The 19,231-nt window shown below is 62.0% G+C and carries 19 protein-coding genes; 9 read left to right on the top strand and 10 right to left on the bottom strand.

The window, feature by feature from the left end; translation table 11 throughout:
- Positions 1-56 precede the first annotated feature (56 nt).
- The 4 genes from BM416_RS14195 to lnt are packed head-to-tail and all read left to right on the top strand — an operon-like array spanning position 57 to position 3,926.
- A complete protein-coding gene (locus tag BM416_RS14195; RefSeq protein WP_053138073.1) occupies positions 57-1,061 on the top strand; it encodes a PhoH family protein in 1,005 nt (334 codons plus the stop codon).
- Positions 1,054-1,512, top strand: coding sequence for an rRNA maturation RNase YbeY (gene ybeY, locus BM416_RS14190; RefSeq protein WP_027605250.1), 459 nt, complete (start codon positions 1,054-1,056; stop codon positions 1,510-1,512). Before BM416_RS14195 ends, ybeY begins: the two co-directional genes overlap by 8 nt.
- 42 nt (positions 1,513-1,554) lie before the next feature.
- A complete protein-coding gene (locus BM416_RS14185) occupies positions 1,555-2,394 on the top strand; it encodes an HlyC/CorC family transporter (RefSeq protein ID WP_005791724.1) in 840 nt (279 codons plus the stop codon).
- An 8-nt stretch (positions 2,395-2,402) separates the two neighbouring features.
- Positions 2,403-3,926 carry an apolipoprotein N-acyltransferase gene (lnt, locus tag BM416_RS14180; RefSeq protein ID WP_092488471.1) on the top strand — a complete coding sequence of 508 codons (1,524 nt, stop codon included), beginning with the start codon at positions 2,403-2,405 and terminating at the stop codon, positions 3,924-3,926.
- A 74-nt stretch (positions 3,927-4,000) separates the two neighbouring features.
- Here the strand turns inward: lnt and BM416_RS14175 are convergent, their stop codons facing one another.
- Positions 4,001-4,762, bottom strand: coding sequence for a YdcF family protein (locus BM416_RS14175; RefSeq protein WP_027605248.1), 762 nt, complete (start codon positions 4,760-4,762; stop codon positions 4,001-4,003).
- A 97-nt stretch (positions 4,763-4,859) separates the two neighbouring features.
- Positions 4,860-5,177, bottom strand: a complete 318-nt coding sequence (locus tag BM416_RS14170; RefSeq protein ID WP_065924874.1) for a hypothetical protein — start codon at positions 5,175-5,177, stop codon at positions 4,860-4,862.
- 261 nt (positions 5,178-5,438) lie between these two features.
- On the opposite strand from BM416_RS14170, the gene leuS reads away from it, so the two are divergent.
- The 5 genes from leuS to BM416_RS14145 all read left to right on the top strand — a co-directional run bounded on the left by leuS (position 5,439) and on the right by BM416_RS14145 (position 11,578).
- Positions 5,439-8,045 carry a leucine--tRNA ligase gene (leuS, locus tag BM416_RS14165; RefSeq protein ID WP_092488470.1) on the top strand — a complete coding sequence of 869 codons (2,607 nt, stop codon included), beginning with the start codon at positions 5,439-5,441 and terminating at the stop codon, positions 8,043-8,045.
- Between the two features lie 88 nt (positions 8,046-8,133).
- A complete protein-coding gene (lptE, locus tag BM416_RS14160; RefSeq protein ID WP_092488469.1) occupies positions 8,134-8,739 on the top strand; it encodes an LPS-assembly lipoprotein LptE in 606 nt (201 codons plus the stop codon).
- Positions 8,740-8,778: 39 nt separating this feature from the next.
- A complete protein-coding gene (holA, locus tag BM416_RS14155) occupies positions 8,779-9,816 on the top strand; it encodes a DNA polymerase III subunit delta (RefSeq protein WP_027605244.1) in 1,038 nt (345 codons plus the stop codon).
- 210 nt (positions 9,817-10,026) lie between these two features.
- Positions 10,027-10,191 (top strand): alternative ribosome rescue factor ArfA, encoded by a 165-nt coding sequence (gene arfA, locus BM416_RS14150; protein WP_003176285.1) that lies wholly within the window; start codon positions 10,027-10,029, stop codon positions 10,189-10,191.
- Positions 10,192-10,252: 61 nt separating this feature from the next.
- The gene (locus tag BM416_RS14145) at positions 10,253-11,578 is read left to right on the top strand and encodes a lytic murein transglycosylase (protein ID WP_092488468.1); all 1,326 of its coding nucleotides are present in this window, start codon (positions 10,253-10,255) and stop codon (positions 11,576-11,578) included.
- A 68-nt stretch (positions 11,579-11,646) separates the two neighbouring features.
- On the opposite strand, the gene BM416_RS14140 is transcribed toward BM416_RS14145, so the two are convergent.
- The 8 genes from BM416_RS14140 to rodA form a co-directional block, all read right to left on the bottom strand.
- The gene (locus BM416_RS14140; protein WP_092488467.1) at positions 11,647-12,567 is read right to left on the bottom strand and encodes a S66 peptidase family protein; all 921 of its coding nucleotides are present in this window, start codon (positions 12,565-12,567) and stop codon (positions 11,647-11,649) included.
- A gap of 155 nt (positions 12,568-12,722) precedes the next feature.
- Positions 12,723-13,724: a lipoyl synthase gene (gene lipA, locus BM416_RS14135; RefSeq protein ID WP_057444888.1), complete on the bottom strand. Its 1,002-nt coding sequence runs from the start codon at positions 13,722-13,724 to the stop codon at positions 12,723-12,725.
- 26 nt (positions 13,725-13,750) lie between these two features.
- Positions 13,751-14,398 carry a lipoyl(octanoyl) transferase LipB gene (lipB, locus tag BM416_RS14130; protein ID WP_027605241.1) on the bottom strand — a complete coding sequence of 216 codons (648 nt, stop codon included), beginning with the start codon at positions 14,396-14,398 and terminating at the stop codon, positions 13,751-13,753.
- Positions 14,398-14,673: a DUF493 domain-containing protein gene (locus tag BM416_RS14125; protein ID WP_027605240.1), complete on the bottom strand. Its 276-nt coding sequence runs from the start codon at positions 14,671-14,673 to the stop codon at positions 14,398-14,400. Before BM416_RS14125 ends, lipB begins: the two co-directional genes overlap by 1 nt.
- Before the next feature lie 84 nt (positions 14,674-14,757).
- Positions 14,758-15,915, bottom strand: coding sequence for a D-alanyl-D-alanine carboxypeptidase family protein (locus BM416_RS14120; RefSeq protein ID WP_027605239.1), 1,158 nt, complete (start codon positions 15,913-15,915; stop codon positions 14,758-14,760).
- A 176-nt stretch (positions 15,916-16,091) separates the two neighbouring features.
- The gene (locus tag BM416_RS14115) at positions 16,092-17,090 is read right to left on the bottom strand and encodes a septal ring lytic transglycosylase RlpA family protein (RefSeq protein WP_092488466.1); all 999 of its coding nucleotides are present in this window, start codon (positions 17,088-17,090) and stop codon (positions 16,092-16,094) included.
- Entirely contained in the window at positions 17,090-18,100 is a 1,011-nt protein-coding gene (gene mltB / locus BM416_RS14110) for a lytic murein transglycosylase B (RefSeq protein ID WP_092488465.1), read from the bottom strand. Before mltB ends, BM416_RS14115 begins: the two co-directional genes overlap by 1 nt.
- Before the next feature lie 17 nt (positions 18,101-18,117).
- Entirely contained in the window at positions 18,118-19,221 is a 1,104-nt protein-coding gene (rodA, locus tag BM416_RS14105; protein WP_051429342.1) for a rod shape-determining protein RodA, read from the bottom strand.
- Between the last annotated feature and the right edge of the window lie 10 nt (positions 19,222-19,231).

The raw sequence follows: 19,231 nt of genomic DNA, 5'->3' as shown, positions 1-19,231 counted from the left end.
TCACTGGCGTTATCCTCTCTTTCACCTAAACAGCCAAAGGGCGGCTAAAAGCAACCTTGAACGCACCCATAGCAGAACCCCATCGTTTTCTCCTCGAGCCCTTTGAGGCTCGCCGTTTCGCCAACCTGTGCGGACAGTTCGACGAGCACCTGCGCCTGATCGAACAACGCCTGAGCATCGAGATCCGCAATCGCGGCAATCAGTTCGAGCTCATTGGTGAACCCCAACACACCACGTCTGCAGAAAACCTGCTGCGCCGTCTCTACCGTGAAACCAAGGGTAGCGAGCTGTCGCCGGAAACGGTGCACCTGTACCTGCAGGAATCCGCCGTGGAAGACCTGGCCAACAACCCGGTGGCCGAAGCCAGCGTGGCCCTGCGCACCAAAAAGGGCATGATTCGCCCGCGCGGCTTGAATCAGCAGCGCTACGTCAAGGAAATTCTCGGCAACGACATCAACTTCGGCATCGGCCCCGCCGGTACCGGCAAGACCTACCTGGCCGTGGCCTGTGCGGTCGACGCCCTGGAGCGTGAGCAAGTACGCCGTATCCTGCTGGTGCGCCCAGCGGTCGAGGCCGGTGAAAAACTCGGCTTCCTGCCCGGCGACCTGGCCCAGAAGATCGACCCGTACCTGCGCCCGCTCTACGACGCGCTGTACGAGATGCTCGGCTTTGAATACGTGGCCAAGCTGATCGAGCGCCAGGTGATCGAGATCGCCCCGCTGGCCTACATGCGCGGCCGCACCTTGAACAACAGCTTCATCATCCTCGACGAAAGCCAGAACACCACCGTCGAGCAGATGAAGATGTTCCTCACCCGGATCGGTTTCGGCTCCACCGCCGTGATCACCGGTGACGTCACCCAGGTCGACCTGCCCAAGGGCACCAAGTCCGGCCTGGCCCAGGTGATCGAGGTGCTCAAGGACGTGCCGGGTATCAGCTTCACGCACTTCATGCCCAAGGACGTGGTCCGCCACCCGCTGGTGCAGCGCATTGTCGAAGCCTACGAGCGCTTCGACCACCGCGATGACGCACCGGCCAAGGACGTTCGCCGCGATGCTTGAGCTTGACCTGCAGCTGGCCACCGAAGCGCCCGCCCCCAGCGAAGAACAGTTCCGTCAATGGTGCGCCCTGGCCCTGCGCCAGCGCAGCGCCGACTCGGAACTGACCATCCGCCTGGTGGACGAGCCCGAGGGCCGCGAGCTGAACCACACCTGGCGCCAGAAGGACTACGCGACCAACGTGCTGTCGTTTCCCGCCGATGTACCCGATGAGTTGCTGGACATCCCCTTGCTGGGCGACCTGGTGATCTGCGTCGAGGTGGTCGAGCGTGAAGCGAAGGAACAAGGCAAGGAACTTGAGGCTCATTGGGCCCATCTAGTCATCCACGGCTGCTTGCATCTCTTGGGTTACGACCATATAGACGATGAAGAAGCCGAGGAAATGGAAGCACTGGAACGAACGTTGCTTGCAGAATTGGGTCACCCGGATCCATATGCAGACGACGAAAACTGATCAACACTCAACTGTCACATCAAAGGATTTAGAGTAATCGCTATGAGCGAAGACCGATCGAGCAACGGGCAAAAGTCATGGCTGGGTAAACTGACCCAGGCTTTTGCCCACGAGCCGAAAAACCGCCAGGAGCTGCTGGAGCTGCTGCGCGAGGCCCACCAGAACAAGTTGCTGGACAGCGAAGCGCTGGCCATCGTCGAAGGCGCCATCCAGGTGGCTGACCTGCAGGTTCGGGACATCATGGTCCCACGCTCGCAGATGATCAGCATCAAGGCGACCCAGACCCCACGGGAATTCCTCCCGGCCGTGATCGACTCGGCGCACTCGCGCTACCCGGTGATCGGCGAAAGCCATGACGACGTCATGGGTGTCCTGCTGGCCAAGGACCTGCTGCCGCTGATCCTCAAGGAGAACGGTGACAGCTTCAACATCAAGGACCTGCTGCGCCCGGCCACCTTCGTGCCCGAATCCAAGCGCCTGAATGTGCTGCTGCGCGAATTTCGCGCCAACCACAATCACATGGCCATTGTGATCGACGAATACGGCGGCGTGGCAGGCCTGGTGACCATCGAAGACGTGCTGGAACAGATCGTCGGCGACATCGAGGATGAGCACGACGTCGAAGAAGACAGCTACATCAAGCCGCTGCCCAGCGGTGACTTCCTGGTCAAGGCGCTGACGCCGATTGAGAATTTCAACGAGTTCTTCGACAGCGAATTCTCCGACGACGAGTTCGACACCGTCGGTGGCCTGGTGATGAGTGCGTTCGGACACCTGCCAAAGCGTAACGAAACCACCGAGATCGGCGCCTATCGCTTCCGCATCCTGAATGCCGACAGCCGCCGCATCCACTTGATCCGCCTGACACCTATTGCCCGCTAAGGATTGATATGCGCCGTCTGACCCGCCCCGGCTGGCCCGGTAATCTGCTGGCCGTGGTGGCCGGCGCCATCACCACCCTGGCGCTGGCGCCGTTCGACCTGTGGCCGTTTGCACTGGTCGCGGTCGGATTGTTCTATATCGGGCTGCGGGAGCTGACGCCGCGCCAGGCCCTGGGCCGTGGCTGGTGTTTCGGGTTCGGCCTGTTTGGCGCCGGCACCAGCTGGATCTACTACAGCATCCACCACTTCGGCGGCGCTTCAGTGCTGCTGGCGGGGTTCCTGATGCTGCTGTTCACCGCCGCCATTGCCTGGTTCTTCGCCCTGCCCGCCTGGCTGTGGGCGCGCTGGTTGCGTCGCAATGAAGCGCCGTTGGCGGATGCGCTCACGTTTGCCGCGTTGTGGGTCGGCCAGGAAGCCTTTCGCGGCTGGTTCCTCACCGGATTCCCATGGTTGTATTCCGGTTACAGCCAGCTCGACGGCCCCCTCACCGGCCTGGCGCCAGTGGGCGGGATGTGGCTGATTTCCTTTGCCCTGGCACTGACGGCGGCCCTGCTGTGCAACCTGCCACGCCTGTTGGCCGGCAAACACAATGGGTTTATCGGCGCTGGCCTGGTGTTACTGGTAGCGCCCTGGGCCATCGGCCTGGGACTCAAGCATCATGCCTGGACCACGCCCTCCGGCGCGCCGCTGAGCGTCGCCGCGATCCAGGGCAACGTCGAACAAAGCATGAAGTGGGACCCCGAGCAGTTGAATGCGCAGCTCGCGCTGTACCGCGACATGAGCTTCAGCTCCAAGCCGGTCGACCTGCTGGTGTGGCCGGAAACGGCCGTGCCGGTGCTCAAGGAATCCGTCGAGGGCTACCTGGGAATGATGGGCAAATTCGCGGCCGACCGGCACACCGCGTTGATCACCGGCGTTCCGATACGCCAGGAAGTGCATCACCAGAAGCGCTACTTCAACGGCATCACGGTGGTGGGTGAAGGTGACGGCACCTACCTCAAGCAGAAGCTGGTGCCGTTTGGCGAGTACGTGCCGCTGCAGGATATGCTGCGCGGCCTGATTGCCTTCTTCGACCTGCCCATGTCGGACTTCGCCCGTGGCCCTGCCGACCAACCGATGCTGCAAGCCAAGGGCTATCAGATTGCGCCGTTCATTTGCTATGAAGTGGTGTACCCGGAATTCGCCGCCGGCCTGTCAGCCCAGAGCGACCTGCTGCTGACCATCAGCAATGACACCTGGTTCGGCCGCTCCATCGGCCCCTTGCAGCACCTGCAAATGGCACAGATGCGTGCACTGGAGGCTGGCCGCTGGATGATCCGCGCCACCAACAATGGCGTGACCGGGTTGATCAACCCGTTCGGGCAAATCACCGTGCAGATCCCCCAGTTCGAACGCGGCATCCTCTACGGCGAAGTGGTGCCGATGCACAACCTGACGCCGTACCTGCAATGGCGCTCGTGGCCGTTGATCATCGTGTGCCTGGGGCTGTTTGGTTGGGCGTTGCTGGCAGGCCGGATGGCCAAAACCGTTTAACAGCCAACGCGAAACAAAGTGTGGGAGGGGGCAAGCCCCCTCCCACACTTTGATCTGCATTTTAATCAGCAGGGTTATCGATAGAACAACCGGTAGCCTAGCTGTCCCACCGCCTCGTTGATCAACTGCCCGCTCTGCCACACCGACTTGAACTCCGGCATCCAGCCGCCCAGCGGCCGGGCGTTGTCCACGCCGAGGAACCCCACCGGCGCCGGCACCACGGTGAAGCCGGCCTTTTCAAAACTCCACACCGACCGCGGCATGTGCCAGGCCTGGGTCACCACCACCACACGCTTGATGCCCTCGGGCAATAGAATCCCGGCACTCATCTGCGCGTTTTCCCAGGTGGTACGGCTGCGTTCTTCCTTCCAGCGCACAGCAACGCCGAAGTCATCCTGCATCGATACCGCCATCAACTGCGCCTCGCTGGGCGGCGTGCCGTAATGCAGGCCACCGGTGGTCAGCACCGGCAGCCCGGAGGCCTTGGCCAGTCGCGCGGCATACCGCTGGCGCTCCAGGCCGATGCCGGTCGGCTGATCAGAACCCCATGCCGGGTCGCCGCGCTCGCGTCCCGAGCCCAGCACCACAATGGCATCGGCGCGCTGGGCCAGGGTCGACCAGTCTTCACGGGCCAACGGTGGCTCGGTCTCCAGGGCACGCGCGCCCCACTCCACCGCCACCGGCAGGCTGATCAACCACATGCCGCCAAACCCGAGGGCAAAGCAGCAGCCGGCCAAACGGGGGCGGCTGCGACGAAACCACCAGGCAAGGGCCAGCAGCAGCAAAAGAATGCCGGGTGGCAGGAGCAGTTGTTTGATGAAATAACGAATAGGCATCGGGCATCTCCATAGATGCCCGAAGCCTAAGGTGTAACGGGGTTTAGCGACAATCTTTACAGTGACATGGCACGATGATGTGTTCCTGGGGAGTGAACTACTTGAAGCGGGCGGACCGGAGCCTTTCCGGGCCACGACCGGCCGACAAGTCCTTGAGCCACACCACCTTGGCTGAGTGCGTAGGCTCTTTGGCTGGCGGGGTTGCCACCCAAGAAGGCGCACTGCGCTTATTACGTTCCAGGTAAGCTTTGATCAGTTCCAGCTCCGCACGGCTCAAGCCGCGCAGTTCCAACTCGACGGGCCGTTCATCACGCAATCGGCCCGCGGTCCTCGCTGCATCCAATGCACGACCCAATCGGTCGATCAGTCCTTCGTAGATTTCCGGTTTCGTTGCGATTCGCTGCGATTCAACCATCCCCTCACCTCATTGAAGAAAGACTTGCTCCCCAATAAACAGCGTAGTCCCCGTGGGTGCGCCTGCCCGGCGCCGCGACAGACGGCCCTTGCCGCGCAATCAGGGTTTCCCTCGATAGAGTGGGGTCATGTATGCTACGGCGCTTCCTGTAACTCCACTTCCCGCAGGGTTTGGGCACGGACGCGCCACTTTTTGGTGTCGAACAACCTGAACGTTGCACCGAAGAGGATTAGGCCACCCCTATTCAGTTCAAAAGTAGCCATGCACGAACAATATCAGCCCCGTGAAATAGAAAATGCCGCCCAAACCTTCTGGGACGAGCAAAAGTCCTTTGAAGTCAGTGAACAGCCAGGCAAGGAGACGTTCTATTGCCTGTCGATGTTCCCTTACCCCAGCGGCAAGCTACACATGGGGCATGTGCGCAACTACACCATCGGCGACGTCATCTCCCGCTACCAGCGCATGCAGGGCAAGAACGTCCTGCAACCCATGGGTTGGGACGCCTTCGGCATGCCGGCGGAAAACGCCGCGATGAAAAACAACGTGGCCCCCGCCAAGTGGACCTACGAAAACATCGCCTACATGAAGACCCAGCTGCGCAGCCTGGGCCTGGCGGTGGACTGGTCCCGCGAAGTCACCACCTGCAAGCCGGATTACTACCGTTGGGAACAATGGCTGTTCACGCGCCTGTTCGAAAAAGGGGTGATCTACAAAAAAAGCGGCACCGTGAACTGGGACCCTGTCGACCAGACCGTCCTCGCCAACGAACAGGTGATCGACGGTCGCGGCTGGCGCTCCGGCGCGCTGATCGAAAAGCGCGAAATCCCGATGTACTACTTCAAGATCACCGCCTACGCGGATGAACTGTTGTCGAGCCTCGACGATTTGCCGGGCTGGCCTGAACAGGTCAAGACCATGCAGCGCAACTGGATCGGCAAGTCCAAGGGCATGGAAGTGCAGTTCCCCTACAACGTCGACTCCATCGGCGAAGCAGGCGCACTCAAAGTCTTCACCACCCGTCCGGACACCTTGATGGGCGCGACCTACGTCGCCGTGGCCGCCGAGCACCCGCTGGCCACCCAGGCCGCACAGAACAATCCTGAGCTGCAGGCGTTCATCGCCGAATGCAAAGGCGGCAGCGTGGCCGAAGCCGACGTCGCCACCCAGGAGAAAAAAGGCCTGCCGACCGGCCTGTTCGTCGAGCACCCGCTGACCGGCGAGAAGTTGCCGGTATGGGTCGCCAACTACGTGCTGATGCACTACGGCGATGGCGCAGTAATGGCTGTGCCGGCCCACGACGAGCGCGATTTCGAATTCGCCACCAAATACAACCTGCCGATCAAGTCAGTGGTGCGCACCAGTTCCGGCGACACCAACCCGGCTCCGTGGCAAGACGCCTATGGCGAGCACGGTACGCTGATCAACTCCGGTGAGTTCGACGGCCTGGACTTCGCCGGTGCCTTCGACGCCATCGAAGTCGCACTGATCAAGAAGAACCTCGGCGCCTCGCGCACCCAGTTCCGCCTGCGCGACTGGGGCATCAGCCGTCAGCGCTACTGGGGCTGCCCGATCCCGATCATCCACTGCCAGACCTGCGGTGACGTACCGGTGCCGGAAGACCAGTTGCCGGTCGTCCTGCCAGAAGACGTGGTGCCGGACGGTGCCGGTTCGCCATTGGCGCGTATGCCCGAGTTCTACGAATGCAGCTGCCCGAAATGCGGCGCGCCGGCCAAGCGTGAAACCGACACCATGGACACCTTCGTCGAGTCCTCGTGGTACTACGCCCGCTACGCCTCGCCCCACTACGAGGGCGGCCTGGTAGAGAAATCCGCAGCCGACCACTGGTTGCCGGTGGATCAGTACATCGGCGGTATCGAACACGCCATCCTTCACCTGCTGTACGCGCGCTTCTTCCACAAGCTGATGCGTGACGAAGGCCTGGTGAGCTCCAACGAGCCATTCAAGAACCTGCTGACCCAGGGCATGGTGATCGCCGAGACCTACTATCGTCGCGAAGCCAATGGCGCCTACACCTGGTTCAACCCGGCGGACGTCGAGCTCGAGCGCGACAGCAAAGCCAAGGTCATCAGCGCCAGACTGATCGCCGACGGCCTGCCGGTGGAAATCGGCGGTACCGAGAAGATGGCCAAGTCGAAGAACAACGGCGTCGACCCTCAGTCGATGATCGACCAGTTCGGCGCCGATACCTGCCGCCTGTTCATGATGTTCGCCTCGCCGCCCGACATGAGCGCCGAATGGTCCGACTCCGGCGTCGAAGGTTCGCACCGTTTCCTCAAGCGCGTCTGGCGCCTGGCGCACGCCCATGTCAGCCAGGGCCTGCCGGCCAAGCTGGACGTGGCGTCGTTGAGCGACGAGCAGAAACTCATTCGCCGCAGCACCCACCTGGCCATCAAGCAAGCCAGCCAGGACGTGGGCCAGAACCACAAGTTCAACACCGCCATCGCCCAGGTGATGACACTGATGAACGTGCTGGAAAAAGCCCCGCAAGCCACCGCACAGGATCGCGCACTGGTACAGGAAGGCCTGGAAACGGTCACCCTGCTGCTGGCGCCGATCACACCGCACATCAGCCACGAACTGTGGAGCCGCCTGGGCCATAGCGACGCGGTCATCGATGCGCGCTGGCCGGTACAGGATGACAGCGCCCTGGTACAGGACACGCTGCAACTGGTGATCCAGGTCAACGGTAAACTGCGCGGCCAGATCGACATGCCCGCCAGTGCCAGCCGTGAAGAAGTCGAAGCGGCCGCACGGGTCAACGAGAACGTGCTGCGCTTTACCGAAGGCCTGACGATCCGCAAAGTGATCGTGGTGCCTGGCAAACTGGTCAATATCGTCGCTAGCTAATCGGATCGGGCGTGGGGCTCAAGCCCTGCGCCGAACAAAGCCTTCAGGGCCTCGATAAGGCCCACATGGTTTCAAGGGGAGCAACAAAATGATCAAACGCAATCTGCTGGTTATGGGCCTTGCCGTACTGCTGAGCGCTTGCGGCTTCCAGCTGCGCGGCACCGGCACCAATGACCTGACGATCAAGGAACTGGACGTCAGCGCTCGCGACGCCTACAGCGAGACAGTGACCCAGCTGCGCCAGGTCCTGGAAAACAGCGGCGTGCACGTCTACACCGGCGCGACCTACAAACTGTTCCTGGCTAACGAGAAAGAAACCCAGCGCAACCTGAGCTACGCCAGCGCCGGACGTGCGTCCGATGTCGAACTGAGCACCGTGCTCAGCTTTGAAATCCAGGGCCGCGATCACCTGCCGTTGATGAATGACAACATCCAGGTGCAGAAGATTGTCAGCCACGATGGCAACAACCTGGTGGGTTCGGACTCCGAAATCATCCAGGTGCGCAAGGAGATGCGTCGCGAGCTGGTGCAACGCATGGTCCTGCGTCTGTCGCTGCTGACTCCGCAACAACTCGAAACCTTGCAGCAACGCGCTGACGACAAGGCCAGGGCCGATGCCGACGCGCTGAAAGCAGCGAAAGAGTACGAAGACAACACGCCGAAACAATCGCCTGTTGAAGTCCCTGTCGAGTAAGCCAGACGGGGCGCCCCAGGCGCCCCGTTCACCCTGCCTATGAAACTCGCCCCCGCCCAACTCGCCAAACACCTGCAAGGTGGCCTCGCGCCTGTCTACATCGTCAGCGGTGATGACCCGCTGTTGTGCCAGGAAGCCGCCGACGCCATCCGTAGCGCCGCACGCCAGCAGGGCTTCGATGAACGCCAGGTATTCAGCGCCGACGCCAGTTTCGACTGGGGCACGCTGCTGCAAGCCGGTGCAAGCATGTCGCTGTTCGCCGAAAAACGCCTGCTGGAGCTGCGCCTGCCGTCGGGCAAGCCCGGTGATAAGGGCGCGGCTGCACTGATGGAATACTGCTCGCGGCCCGCCGAAGACACGGTGTTGCTGATCAGCCTGCCCAAGCTCGACGGCAGCGCGCAGAAGACCAAGTGGGGCAAGGCCCTGGTGGAAGGGGCGCAGACCCAGTTCATCCAGATCTGGCCAGTGGACAGCAATCAGTTGCCGCAATGGATTCGCCAGCGCCTGTCCCAGGCAGGGCTATCCGCGACACAGGATGCAGTGGAGCTGATCGCCGCGCGGGTCGAAGGCAACTTGCTTGCCGCCGCCCAGGAGATCGAAAAGCTCAAGCTGATGGCCGAAGACGGGCAGATTACCGTCGAGACCGTCCAGGGCGCAGTGGCAGACAGTGCACGTTTTGACGTGTTCGGGCTGGTGGATGCGATTCTCAATGGCGAGCCCGCCCATGCCCTGCGCATGCTCGAAGGCCTGCGTGGCGAAGGGGTGGAGCCGCCGGTGATTCTCTGGGCCCTGGCCCGGGAGCTACGGGTATTGGCCAATATTGCCCTGCAATACAGCCAAGGCACGCCGCTGGACAAGTGCTTCAGCCAGGCGCGACCACCGGTATGGGACAAGCGCAAACCCCTGATGAGCAAAGCCCTGCAACGGCACTCGGCGCAACGCTGGGCGCAGCTGTTGCTGGAAGCGCAGCGCATTGATGCACAGATCAAGGGCCAGGCCGCGGGTTCGCCGTGGATGAGCTTGAGCCGTTTATCGCTGTTGATGGCCGGACAACGCCTGGCACTTCCCGCCGAATAACCCCTCTCTTAAAAACACTGCAAAACCAATGTGGGAGGGGGCTTGCCCCCGATAGCGGCGTGTCAGCCACTGCATTGTTGACTGAGCCACAGCTATCGGGAGCAAGCCCCCTCCCACATTTTTGACTGCGTTTACAATTCATGGGCTTTACAGCGACCTGACTTCGGCAGATTATTTGCGCCGCATCTCCCCCCATCAAGAGCATCGACCATGAGCAAAAAGCCATCCAAGCATGGCCCCAACAAGGCCAAATCCATCATCGCCCAGCCACTGTTCCGCAGCCGTCAGGAACGCGCCGGCAAGGGCAAAGGCAGCTACCGCCGCGAAGCCTTCCAGTCTAATAGCTGGGAGGCTTCTTACTTTCTGGCTGCCTGAAGGCAAGCGCCCCTCTGGCATGATAAGGTCTGTGCCTGATTTGTAATTCCTGGACCTGTGCATGCCCTCTTGTCTTTCCCGTCGTTGGCACCTTCGCCAATTGATCGCTGCCTCCAGCCTCATTCTGCTTGTCGCCTGCGCGGAAAAACCCACCGCCGCCGATGCCCAACCCTTGCCGAAGCTCCAGACCGCACCCGTGGTGGCCCCTGCCGTGGTCGCCCCGCTGGCCGTGGACAATCTCGACATCCAACCGACCCAGACCTTTGCTGAATGGCAGGCCGGTTTTCGCGCGCAAGCCCTGCAAGCCGGCATCACGGCCGACGTTTTCGACACCGCATTCGCCAATGTCACCCCTGATATGGCGGTGATCCGCGCCGACCGCAGCCAGCCGGAGTTTTCCCGCCCTGTATGGGAATACCTCGACGGCGCCCTGTCACCCGTACGCGTACGCAATGGCCAGGCGCTGCTGATCAAGTACGCCGACATCCTGCAAAGCATCGAGCAGCGTTATGGCGTCGACCGCCAGGCACTGGTCTCGGTGTGGGGCATGGAGAGCAACTTCGGCCAGTTCCAGGGCAACAACTCGGTGATCCGCTCCCTGGCGACCCTGGCCTATGAAGGCCGTCGCCCGGCCTTTGCCCAGGCGCAATTGCTGGCGGCATTGCAGATCATCCAGCACGGCGACATCGCCGCCGACCAGATGAAGGGTTCCTGGGCCGGGGCCATGGGCCAGACCCAGTTCATTCCGACCACTTACAACACCCACGCGGTGGACTTCGATGGCGACGGTCGCCGCGACATCTGGAACAGCCCGGCCGACGCCCTCGCGTCCACCGCGCACTACCTGCAAAGCTCCGGTTGGCAGAAAGGCCAGCCGTGGGGCTTTGAAGTCAAGCAATTGCCGGCGAACTTCGACTACGCCCTGGCTGACGGCGGCGTGCGCAAGAGCATTGCCGATTGGATGAAACTGGGCATTCAACTGCCACCGGGCGCGAGCATGCCGCCGAATGTCGACCAACTGTCCGCCGCCCTGCTGCTGCCGGCAGGCTACCGTGGCCCGGCGTTCCTGGTGCTGGATAACTTCCGCGCGATCCTCAAGTACAACAACTCGTCGTCCTATGCACTGGCGGTGGGCCTGTTGTCGGAGCGCTTTGGCGGTGGCGGTGTGATCCGGGGTGACTGGCCCAAGGATGAGCTGCCGCTGAGTCGCTCCCAGCGCATTGATCTGCAGACGGCGTTGAGCGCCAACGGTTATGACGCGGGCAACCCGGATGGGATTATCGGCGCCAATACGCGCAAGGCGATTCGGGCGGCGCAGCAGGCGCTGGGCTGGCCGGCGGATGGGTATCCGACGGTGAAGTTGCTGGAGTCGCTGCAAAACCGATAGATCCGCCTATGGCGACTGCCGCAATCGGGAGCAAGCCCCCGATTGCGGTTTAGCAAACGCCAGCAGATTCAGGACCTGAAGACCACATCCTGCTCCAACACCACCTGCTGCTCCCCCGCATCCAGCCGTACCAACGCACCCATCGGCAGCGTCAGGTTCGGATCGCAATGCCCGCTGCGCCAGCCGGCCAGCACCGGTATGCGCAACGGCTCGAACGTCTGCGTCAGCAAGCGCTCCAGCGCCACGTTATCCACACCCGCCACATCCCCGACCAGTACACCGGCGACCTGGGCCAACTTGCCCGCCAGGCGCAGGTGGGTCAGCAGACGGTCGATACGGTAGATCGGCTCGTTGACGTCTTCGATAAACAGGATGATGCCTTCAGCGTCGATTTCGTAAGGCGTGCCCATGACCGCCGCAATCATCGACAGGTTACCCCCCAGCAAGCGCCCACAGGCAATGCCAGGCTCGATCGTGGTCAGCGGGTACGCCACCGGGTGCGCAAGCACGCTGCCGGCGCCCAACTGGCCGCGCAGAAGGCTGAACAATGACGCCTCGGTAGGGGGTTGCTTGCCGCCGAGCAGGTCGGCATTGAGCATCGGGCCGTGGAAGGTCACGAAACCGGCGTAACGGTTGATCGCCAGGTGCAGGGCGGTGATGTCGCTATAGCCGACGAACGGCTTGGGATTGGCACGCAGCAGGTCGAAATCCAGCGCGTCGAGCAGCCGCGGTGTGCCGTAACCACCGCGCAGACACAAGATAGCGTCGATGTGCGGATCGGCAAAAGCCGCGTGCAGGTCACGCAGGCGCACGGCATCGCTGCCGGCGAGGTAGCCGTCGCGCTCATAGACACCGCGGGAAATTCGCAGATCGTAGCCGCGCGTGCGCATCCATTGGCCGGCCTTTTCAACGTCCAGCACGGCGGGGCCGGCGGGGGCGATCAAGGCGATGGTGCCTTCAGAACGAAGGGCTGGAACGGCGGCGGTCATCTGAGAATCTCCCTATCTAAAGCTGAAACCAATGTGGGAGGGGGCTTGCCCCCGATTGCGGTGGATCAGCCAGCACATGTAGCGACTGACATACCGCAATCGGGGGCAAGCCCCCTCCCACATAAGTCCCCTCCCACACTGGGCCTGAACCCCGATCAGGAAACCAGGCTAGCCTTGACCAGCTTGGCCTGCTCATCGGCGTGGTACGAAGAACGTACCAGCGGGCCCGAGGCGACGTTCTTGAAGCCCATCTTGTAGCCTTCCTCGGCGAACCAGGCGAAGGTGTCCGGGTGCACGAAACGCTGCACCGGCAAGTGGCTGCGCGACGGTTGCAGGTATTGGCCCAGGGTCAGCATGTCGATGTCGTGTTCGCGCATGCGCTTCATGACTTCGATCACTTCTTCGTCGGTCTCGCCCAGACCGAGCATCAAGCCGGACTTGGTCGGGATGTGCGGCATCATCTGCTTGAATTTCTGCAGCAGGGTCAGCGACCACTGGTAGTCCGAACCTGGACGCGCGGCCTTGTACAGGCGAGGCACGGTTTCCAGGTTGTGGTTGAACACATCCGGCGGCTCGGCAGCGGTGATTTCCAGCGCGACGTCCATGCGGCCACGGTAGTCCGGCACCAGAGTCTCGAGCATCACGTTCGGCGACAGTTTGCGGATTTCGCGGATGCAGTCGGCAAAGTGCTGGGCACCGCCGTCGCGCAGGTCGTCACGGTCAACCGAGGTGATCACAACGTATTTGAGTTTCAGGTCGGCGATGGCGATGGCCAGGCTTTCCGGTTCGTTGACGTCCAGTGGCTTCGGCCGGCCATGGCCGACGTCGCAGAACGGGCAACGACGGGTGCAGATGTCCCCCATGATCATGAAGGTGGCGGTGCCGCCGGAGAAGCATTCGCCCAGGTTCGGGCAGGAGGCTTCTTCGCACACGCTGTGCAGCTTGTGTTTGCGCAGCAAGGCCTTGATACGGTCGACTTCCGGCGAAACCGGGATGCGCACGCGGATCCAGTCGGGCTTCTTCGGCAACTCGGTGGTCGGGATGATCTTGACCGGGATGCGTGCAACCTTCTCGGCGCCGCGCAGCTTGACGCCGGCTTCCACCTTGGCACGCGGGGCCGGGGCCGGACGCTCGGTGATGTCCAGCGTCGGGATCATGGTTTGCACTGCATCAGTAGTCATAATCAGTCGATTCCGCCCGTGAGGGTCGTCTGCTCAGCATAGTCGAGGTGTTTGACGAGCTGCGCACGCAGCCGGGCACTTACCTCGGCAAATTTAATCGGTGTGGCGTGGTCGCTCAGTTGGGTCATTGCCAACCCGGCATAACCGCACGGGTTGATGCGCCGGAACGGTGCCAGGTCCATGTCCACGTTCAGGGCCAGGCCATGAAAGGAACAACCGTGGCGAATGCGCAAACCGAGGGAGGCGATTTTCGCGCCGTCCACATACACACCGGGTGCATCGGGCTTGGCCGCAGCGCTCACGCCGTAACTGGCCAACAGCTCGATCAGGCAAGCCTCCATGCGGCTCACCAGGTCGCGCACGCCAAAACCCAGCTTGCGCACGTCCAGCAGCAGGTACGCCACCAGTTGACCGGGCCCATGGTAAGTCACTTGGCCACCTCGGTCGACCTGCACCACCGGAATATCCCCCGGCAGCAGCAGATGTTCGGCCTTGCCGGCCTGGCCCTGGGTGAACACCGGCGGGTGCTCCACCAACCAGATTTCGTCGGGCGCCGAAGTACCGCGTTCATTCGTGAACCGCTGCATGGCGTGCCAGACGGGCTCGTAGTCCATCCGGCCGAGCTCGCGAAAGCCCAGGACCTGTGACATCACAGCACCATGTGCACGAAGCCGGTGGCCCGCAGTTCGCTATTGATGTCGTAGAGCTGGTCTTGACCGGTCGCAACGATGTGCAACTGGATCGTGGTGTACTTACCGTTGGTGCTCGAACGCTCGTCCACCCGGTTGTCATTGATCGTCGCGTGTTTACGCACGATATCCAGGATTCTGTCTTTGTTGCCTACACCGGTATCGCTGATCACCTTGACGGGATAATCCGTCACCGGGAATTCGATCTTTGGCGCCTTTACTTCTTTATCGGTCATGGCAGAACGGCCTCGTAAGCGGTAAGCCGTGGCGACGGCAAAGCCCCGCGTCGGATCAACGCGGGGCTTTGCAGGTGCACACAATCAGTTGAACAAGCCGTAGAAGAATAGACGGATGCTATCCCACACGCGGCGGAAGATACCACCTTCGTCGACGGCGTCCAGCGCGATCAGGTCGGCGCTGTGCACCACCTTGTCGTCCAGTTTCACTTCGACTTTACCGATCACGTCGCCCTTGGCGATTGGCGCAACCAATTGCGGGTTCATGGTCATGCTGGCAGCGAGCTTTTTCAGCTGGCCTTTTGGCATGGTCAGGGTCAGGTCTTCAGCCAGGCCGGCCTTGACTTGCGAGGTCGCGCCTTTCCATACCGGCGCGGTCGCCAGTTCAGCACCCTTCTGGTAGAAGGTCTGGGTTTCGAAGAAGCGGAAACCGTAGGTCAGCAGTTTTTGCGTCTCGGCCGCACGGGCCTGCTCGCTGTTGGTACCGAAGACCACGGCGATCAGGCGCTGGCCATCACGTACCGCGGACGACACCATGCAGTAGCCGGCTTCGTCGGTGTGGCCGGTTTTCAGGCCATCGACGGTCTTGTCGCGCCACAGCAGCAGGTTGCGGTTAGGCTGCTTGATGTTGTTCCAGAAGAATTCCTTCTGGGAGTAGATCGCGTAGTGCACAGGGTCGACACGAATGATCGCGCGCGCCAGGATCGCCATGTCGTGAGCCGACGAGTAGTGCTCAGGGTTTGGCAGGCCGGTCGGGTTCATGAAGTGGCTGTTGGTCATGCCCAGGTCGGCCACGGTTTTGTTCATCATGTCGGCGAATGCGTCTTCGCTGCCGGCGATGTGCTCGGCCAGGGCGACGCTGGCGTCGTTACCGGACTGGATGATGATGCCGTGCAGCAGGTCGCTCACAGTGACTTGTGAGCCCACCTTGATGAACATCCGCGAACCGCCGGTACGCCAGGCGTTTTCGCTGACGGTCACGGGGTCGTTTTCGCCGATCTGGCCGCGACGGATTTCCAGGGTCGCGATGTAGGCGGTCATCAGCTTGGTCAGGCTGGCCGGTGGCAGGCGCTGGTCACCGTTGCTCTCGACCAGCACGTTGCCACTGGCGGCATCCATGAGGACCCAGGACTTGGCGGCCAGTTGCGGTGAAGCCGGTACCATTTCAACCGCCCAGGCGGCCGGGGTGATGATCAGCGAAAGAAGCAGGCACGTGCGTTTGGCTAAGGTGGTGATGTTCATCCGTCTCTCGAAATTGCTTATGGAAACTTGCCCTCGCGGGCAAAACTTATTCAGACAGCCCGCTACCAGACTGTCGCGTGTTCGGTTGCCCGCTCACCCCTTGCCCCTGGGTTTTATTGTTCAACGAGCCAACAACCAGGGTCCAGGCCCGCATGCGAGCCTCAACCATCAATTTATTATTCGGCAGTGACCACACTGGGTTGCCCCAGGTTGGCCAGGCGCACGCTGTTCTGCACTTGCGCTACCTCGCTCGGCGAACCGATCGGGCCCATGCGCACACGGTGCAACGTTTGCTGGTTACGCACGATGGAGCTGATGAATACCGGCGCGCTGACCATGCTGCTGAGCTTGGACCTTAACAGTTCTGCCGCATCCGGGTTGGCGAAAGCCCCCACTTGCAGGTATTGCCCGCCCGCGACCGCGGCGCCCGGTGCTGCATGGGGCACGACCACCGTATCCGGTGCGTGCTGCTGCGGTGGCGGTGTCCATTGTTCGATCTTGCCGGTGGATGCCGTCACTTGCGGCTGCGCACTCTGCGGCTCGTTGAGCATCAACGGCGCAGGCTTGCCACGCTGGGCCCAGTACTGCGCCGGATCGATGCCTTCGACCTTGACCCGCGCGGTACCGATTTCGGCATAGCCGAGTTTTTTCGCGGCGGCGTAGGACAAGTCGATAATGCGATCCGAATAGAACGGCCCACGGTCGTTAACCCGCAGGATCACCGTGCGGTTGTTGTCCAGGTTGGTCACGCGGACATAGCTGGGCAGCGGCAGGGTCTTGTGGGCCGCGCTCATGCCGTACAGGTCGTAGACCTCGCCGTTAGCGGTGTTCTGACCGTGGAACTTGGTGCCATACCAGGACGCCGTACCCGATTGCACGTAGGTCTTGGAGTCCTGCAACGGGAAGTAGGACTTGCCCAGCACCGTATAGGGGTTGGCTTTGTATGGGCCGGTGTGAAGGGTCGGCGTGGCATCCGGGATCTTCGACACGTCGACATCCCACCACGGCGCGCCGTCTTTGTGCGCGCGGTTGATGTCCAGTCCTGGCTGGGAACGCACAGCCGTGCCGCCGGACTTCTGTACCGGGCCACGGCTGGTGGAACAACTGACGACGAGCAGGGACAACGCGGCGAACGCCACCAGCTTGAGCGGTTGATTGAACGGCGATGCCCGCATTACTTGTTGCCCCGTGCTTGGACCAGCATGTCTGACAGCTGATGCACGGCCATGGCGTACATCACACTGCGGTTATAACGCGTGATTGCGTAGAAATTCTTCAGGCCCATCCAGTATTCAGGGCCGTTTTCACCTTCGAGGCGGAATGCCGTCACCGGCATATCGTCGCGTGGCGCATTCTGACTCGACCAGCCCAGCGCCCGCAACTCCCCGACGGTCTTGGCCGGCTCGATACCCTGGGTCAGGCCTTCATCGGCACGCTCCCCGCTGACATCGGCACGGATCACCACCGGCTCGCCACCGACCCAGCCGTGGCGCTTGAAGTAGCTGGCCACACTGCCGATGGCATCGTCCGGGTTGCTCCAGATATTGATATGACCGTCGCCGTCGAAATCCACCGCGTAGGCGCGAAAACTGCTCGGCATGAACTGCGGCAAGCCCATCGCCCCGGCGTAGGAGCCCTTGAGGGTCAGCGGGTCGACCTGCTCTTCACGGGCCAACAGCAGGAACTCACGCAGTTCCTTGCGGAAGAAGTCGGCGCGCGGCGGGTAATCGAAGCCCAGGGTCGACAAGGCGTCGATCACCCGGTAACTGCCGGTATTGCGCCCGTAGAAGGTTTCAATGCCAATGATCGCAACGATGACCTGGGCCGGCACGCCGTATTCCTGCTCGGCGCGGGCCAACACGGCCTCGTGCTGGCGCCAGAAGTCCACCCCCCGGGCCACCCGGGCGTCGGTGAGGAACATCGGACGGTATTCCTTCCACTGCTTCACGCGCTCGGCGGGGCGAGAAATCGCCTCGAGGATCGCCTGCTTGCGCTGGGCTTCGCGGAACACGCCCATCAGCTGTTCACCGGCGAAGCCGTAGTCGCGGGTCATTTCACCGACGAATTCGGCGACCTGGGGTGAGCCATCGTAGTCACCGGCCTGCGCCTCGTGCGTTGCCCCCAGCAGCCCGATCAGGCCCATCCAGGACGCATGCCGAGTCGCCCAGCCGCGCATTACTTGCATTGACATCTTCACCTTATTCAAACCTGTGCGATCCACTTGCGATGCGTATGAATCGACATCAAAACCCCAAACGCTGACAGCAATGTCACCAGCGAAGTTCCGCCGTAGCTAATGAACGGCAACGGCACCCCAACCACCGGCAGCAGGCCACTGACCATACCGATGTTGACGAAAACGTAAACAAAAAAAGTCATGGTCAGGCTGCCGGCGAGCAATTTGCCGAACAGCGTCTGCGCCTGTGCGGTAATCACCAGGCCACGACCAATCAATAGCAAATAGATCAGCAACAGCGCGCAAATGCCCACCAGGCCGAACTCTTCGCCCATCACCGCAATGATGAAGTCGGTATGGCTCTCGGGCAGAAAGTCCAAATGCGACTGGGTGCCGAGCAGCCAGCCCTTGCCAAATACACCGCCGGAACCGATGGCCGCCTTCGACTGGATAATGTTCCACCCGGTGCCGAGCGGGTCGCTTTCGGGATCGAGGAACGTCAGGATCCGCTGCTTCTGGTAGTCGTGCATAAAGAAGAACCACATGGCCACGGCCACCGGCACTGCCGCCGCCAGCACGCTGAGGATCCAGCGCCAGCGCAGGCCGCCCATGAACAGCACGAACGCACCGCCGGCCAGGATCAGCAGCGAGGTGCCGAGGTCCGGCTGGCGCACGATCAGCACGAAGGGGATGCCGATCAGGATCAGGCTGATCCCCACATGCTTGAGCTGCGGCGGCAAGGTGCGCTTGGACAGGTACCAGGCGATCGTCGCCGGCATCAGGATCTTCATGAATTCCGACGGCTGGAAGCGAATCACCCCCGGAATGTTGATCCAGCGGGTCGCGCCCATGGCGTTGTGGCCCATGACGTCCACCACCACCAGCAGCAACACGCCGGCCACATAGCCAAGCGGCACCCAGCGCGCCATGAAACGCGGCTCCAGCTGGGCGATCACCACCATGGACAGCAGGCCCAGGCCAAACGACGAAGCCTGCTTGATCAGCAAGTCCCAGTTCTTGCCGCTGGCCGAATACAGCACGAACAGGCTGCCGGCCGCCAGGGTCAGCAGCAGGATCAGCAACGGGCCATCAATGTGCATGCGCTGCAACAAAGTCGCGCGGCGACGCATCACATCCTCG

It is taken from the genome of Pseudomonas sp. NFACC42-2 (assembly GCF_900116055.1).
GTDB lineage: Bacteria > Pseudomonadota > Gammaproteobacteria > Pseudomonadales > Pseudomonadaceae > Aquipseudomonas > Aquipseudomonas marginalis.
This window is presented reverse-complemented; position numbering and strand designations above follow the sequence as displayed.

Coding starts and splice junctions, on each gene's coding strand:
- ybeY (WP_027605250.1), top strand. CDS start 1,054: ATGCTTGAGCTTGACCTGCAGCTGGCCACCGAAGCGCCCGCCCCCAGC.
- BM416_RS14185 (WP_005791724.1), top strand. CDS start 1,555: ATGAGCGAAGACCGATCGAGCAACGGGCAAAAGTCATGGCTGGGTAAA.
- lnt (WP_092488471.1), top strand. CDS start 2,403: ATGCGCCGTCTGACCCGCCCCGGCTGGCCCGGTAATCTGCTGGCCGTG.
- BM416_RS14175 (WP_027605248.1), bottom strand. CDS start 4,762: ATGCCTATTCGTTATTTCATCAAACAACTGCTCCTGCCACCCGGCATT.
- BM416_RS14170 (WP_065924874.1), bottom strand. CDS start 5,177: ATGGTTGAATCGCAGCGAATCGCAACGAAACCGGAAATCTACGAAGGA.
- leuS (WP_092488470.1), top strand. CDS start 5,439: ATGCACGAACAATATCAGCCCCGTGAAATAGAAAATGCCGCCCAAACC.
- lptE (WP_092488469.1), top strand. CDS start 8,134: ATGATCAAACGCAATCTGCTGGTTATGGGCCTTGCCGTACTGCTGAGC.
- holA (WP_027605244.1), top strand. CDS start 8,779: ATGAAACTCGCCCCCGCCCAACTCGCCAAACACCTGCAAGGTGGCCTC.
- arfA (WP_003176285.1), top strand. CDS start 10,027: ATGAGCAAAAAGCCATCCAAGCATGGCCCCAACAAGGCCAAATCCATC.
- BM416_RS14145 (WP_092488468.1), top strand. CDS start 10,253: ATGCCCTCTTGTCTTTCCCGTCGTTGGCACCTTCGCCAATTGATCGCT.
- BM416_RS14140 (WP_092488467.1), bottom strand. CDS start 12,567: ATGACCGCCGCCGTTCCAGCCCTTCGTTCTGAAGGCACCATCGCCTTG.
- lipA (WP_057444888.1), bottom strand. CDS start 13,724: ATGATCCCGACGCTGGACATCACCGAGCGTCCGGCCCCGGCCCCGCGT.
- lipB (WP_027605241.1), bottom strand. CDS start 14,398: ATGTCACAGGTCCTGGGCTTTCGCGAGCTCGGCCGGATGGACTACGAG.
- BM416_RS14125 (WP_027605240.1), bottom strand. CDS start 14,673: ATGACCGATAAAGAAGTAAAGGCGCCAAAGATCGAATTCCCGGTGACG.
- BM416_RS14120 (WP_027605239.1), bottom strand. CDS start 15,915: ATGAACATCACCACCTTAGCCAAACGCACGTGCCTGCTTCTTTCGCTG.
- BM416_RS14115 (WP_092488466.1), bottom strand. CDS start 17,090: ATGCGGGCATCGCCGTTCAATCAACCGCTCAAGCTGGTGGCGTTCGCC.
- mltB (WP_092488465.1), bottom strand. CDS start 18,100: ATGCAAGTAATGCGCGGCTGGGCGACTCGGCATGCGTCCTGGATGGGC.
- rodA (WP_051429342.1), bottom strand. CDS start 19,221: ATGCGTCGCCGCGCGACTTTGTTGCAGCGCATGCACATTGATGGCCCG.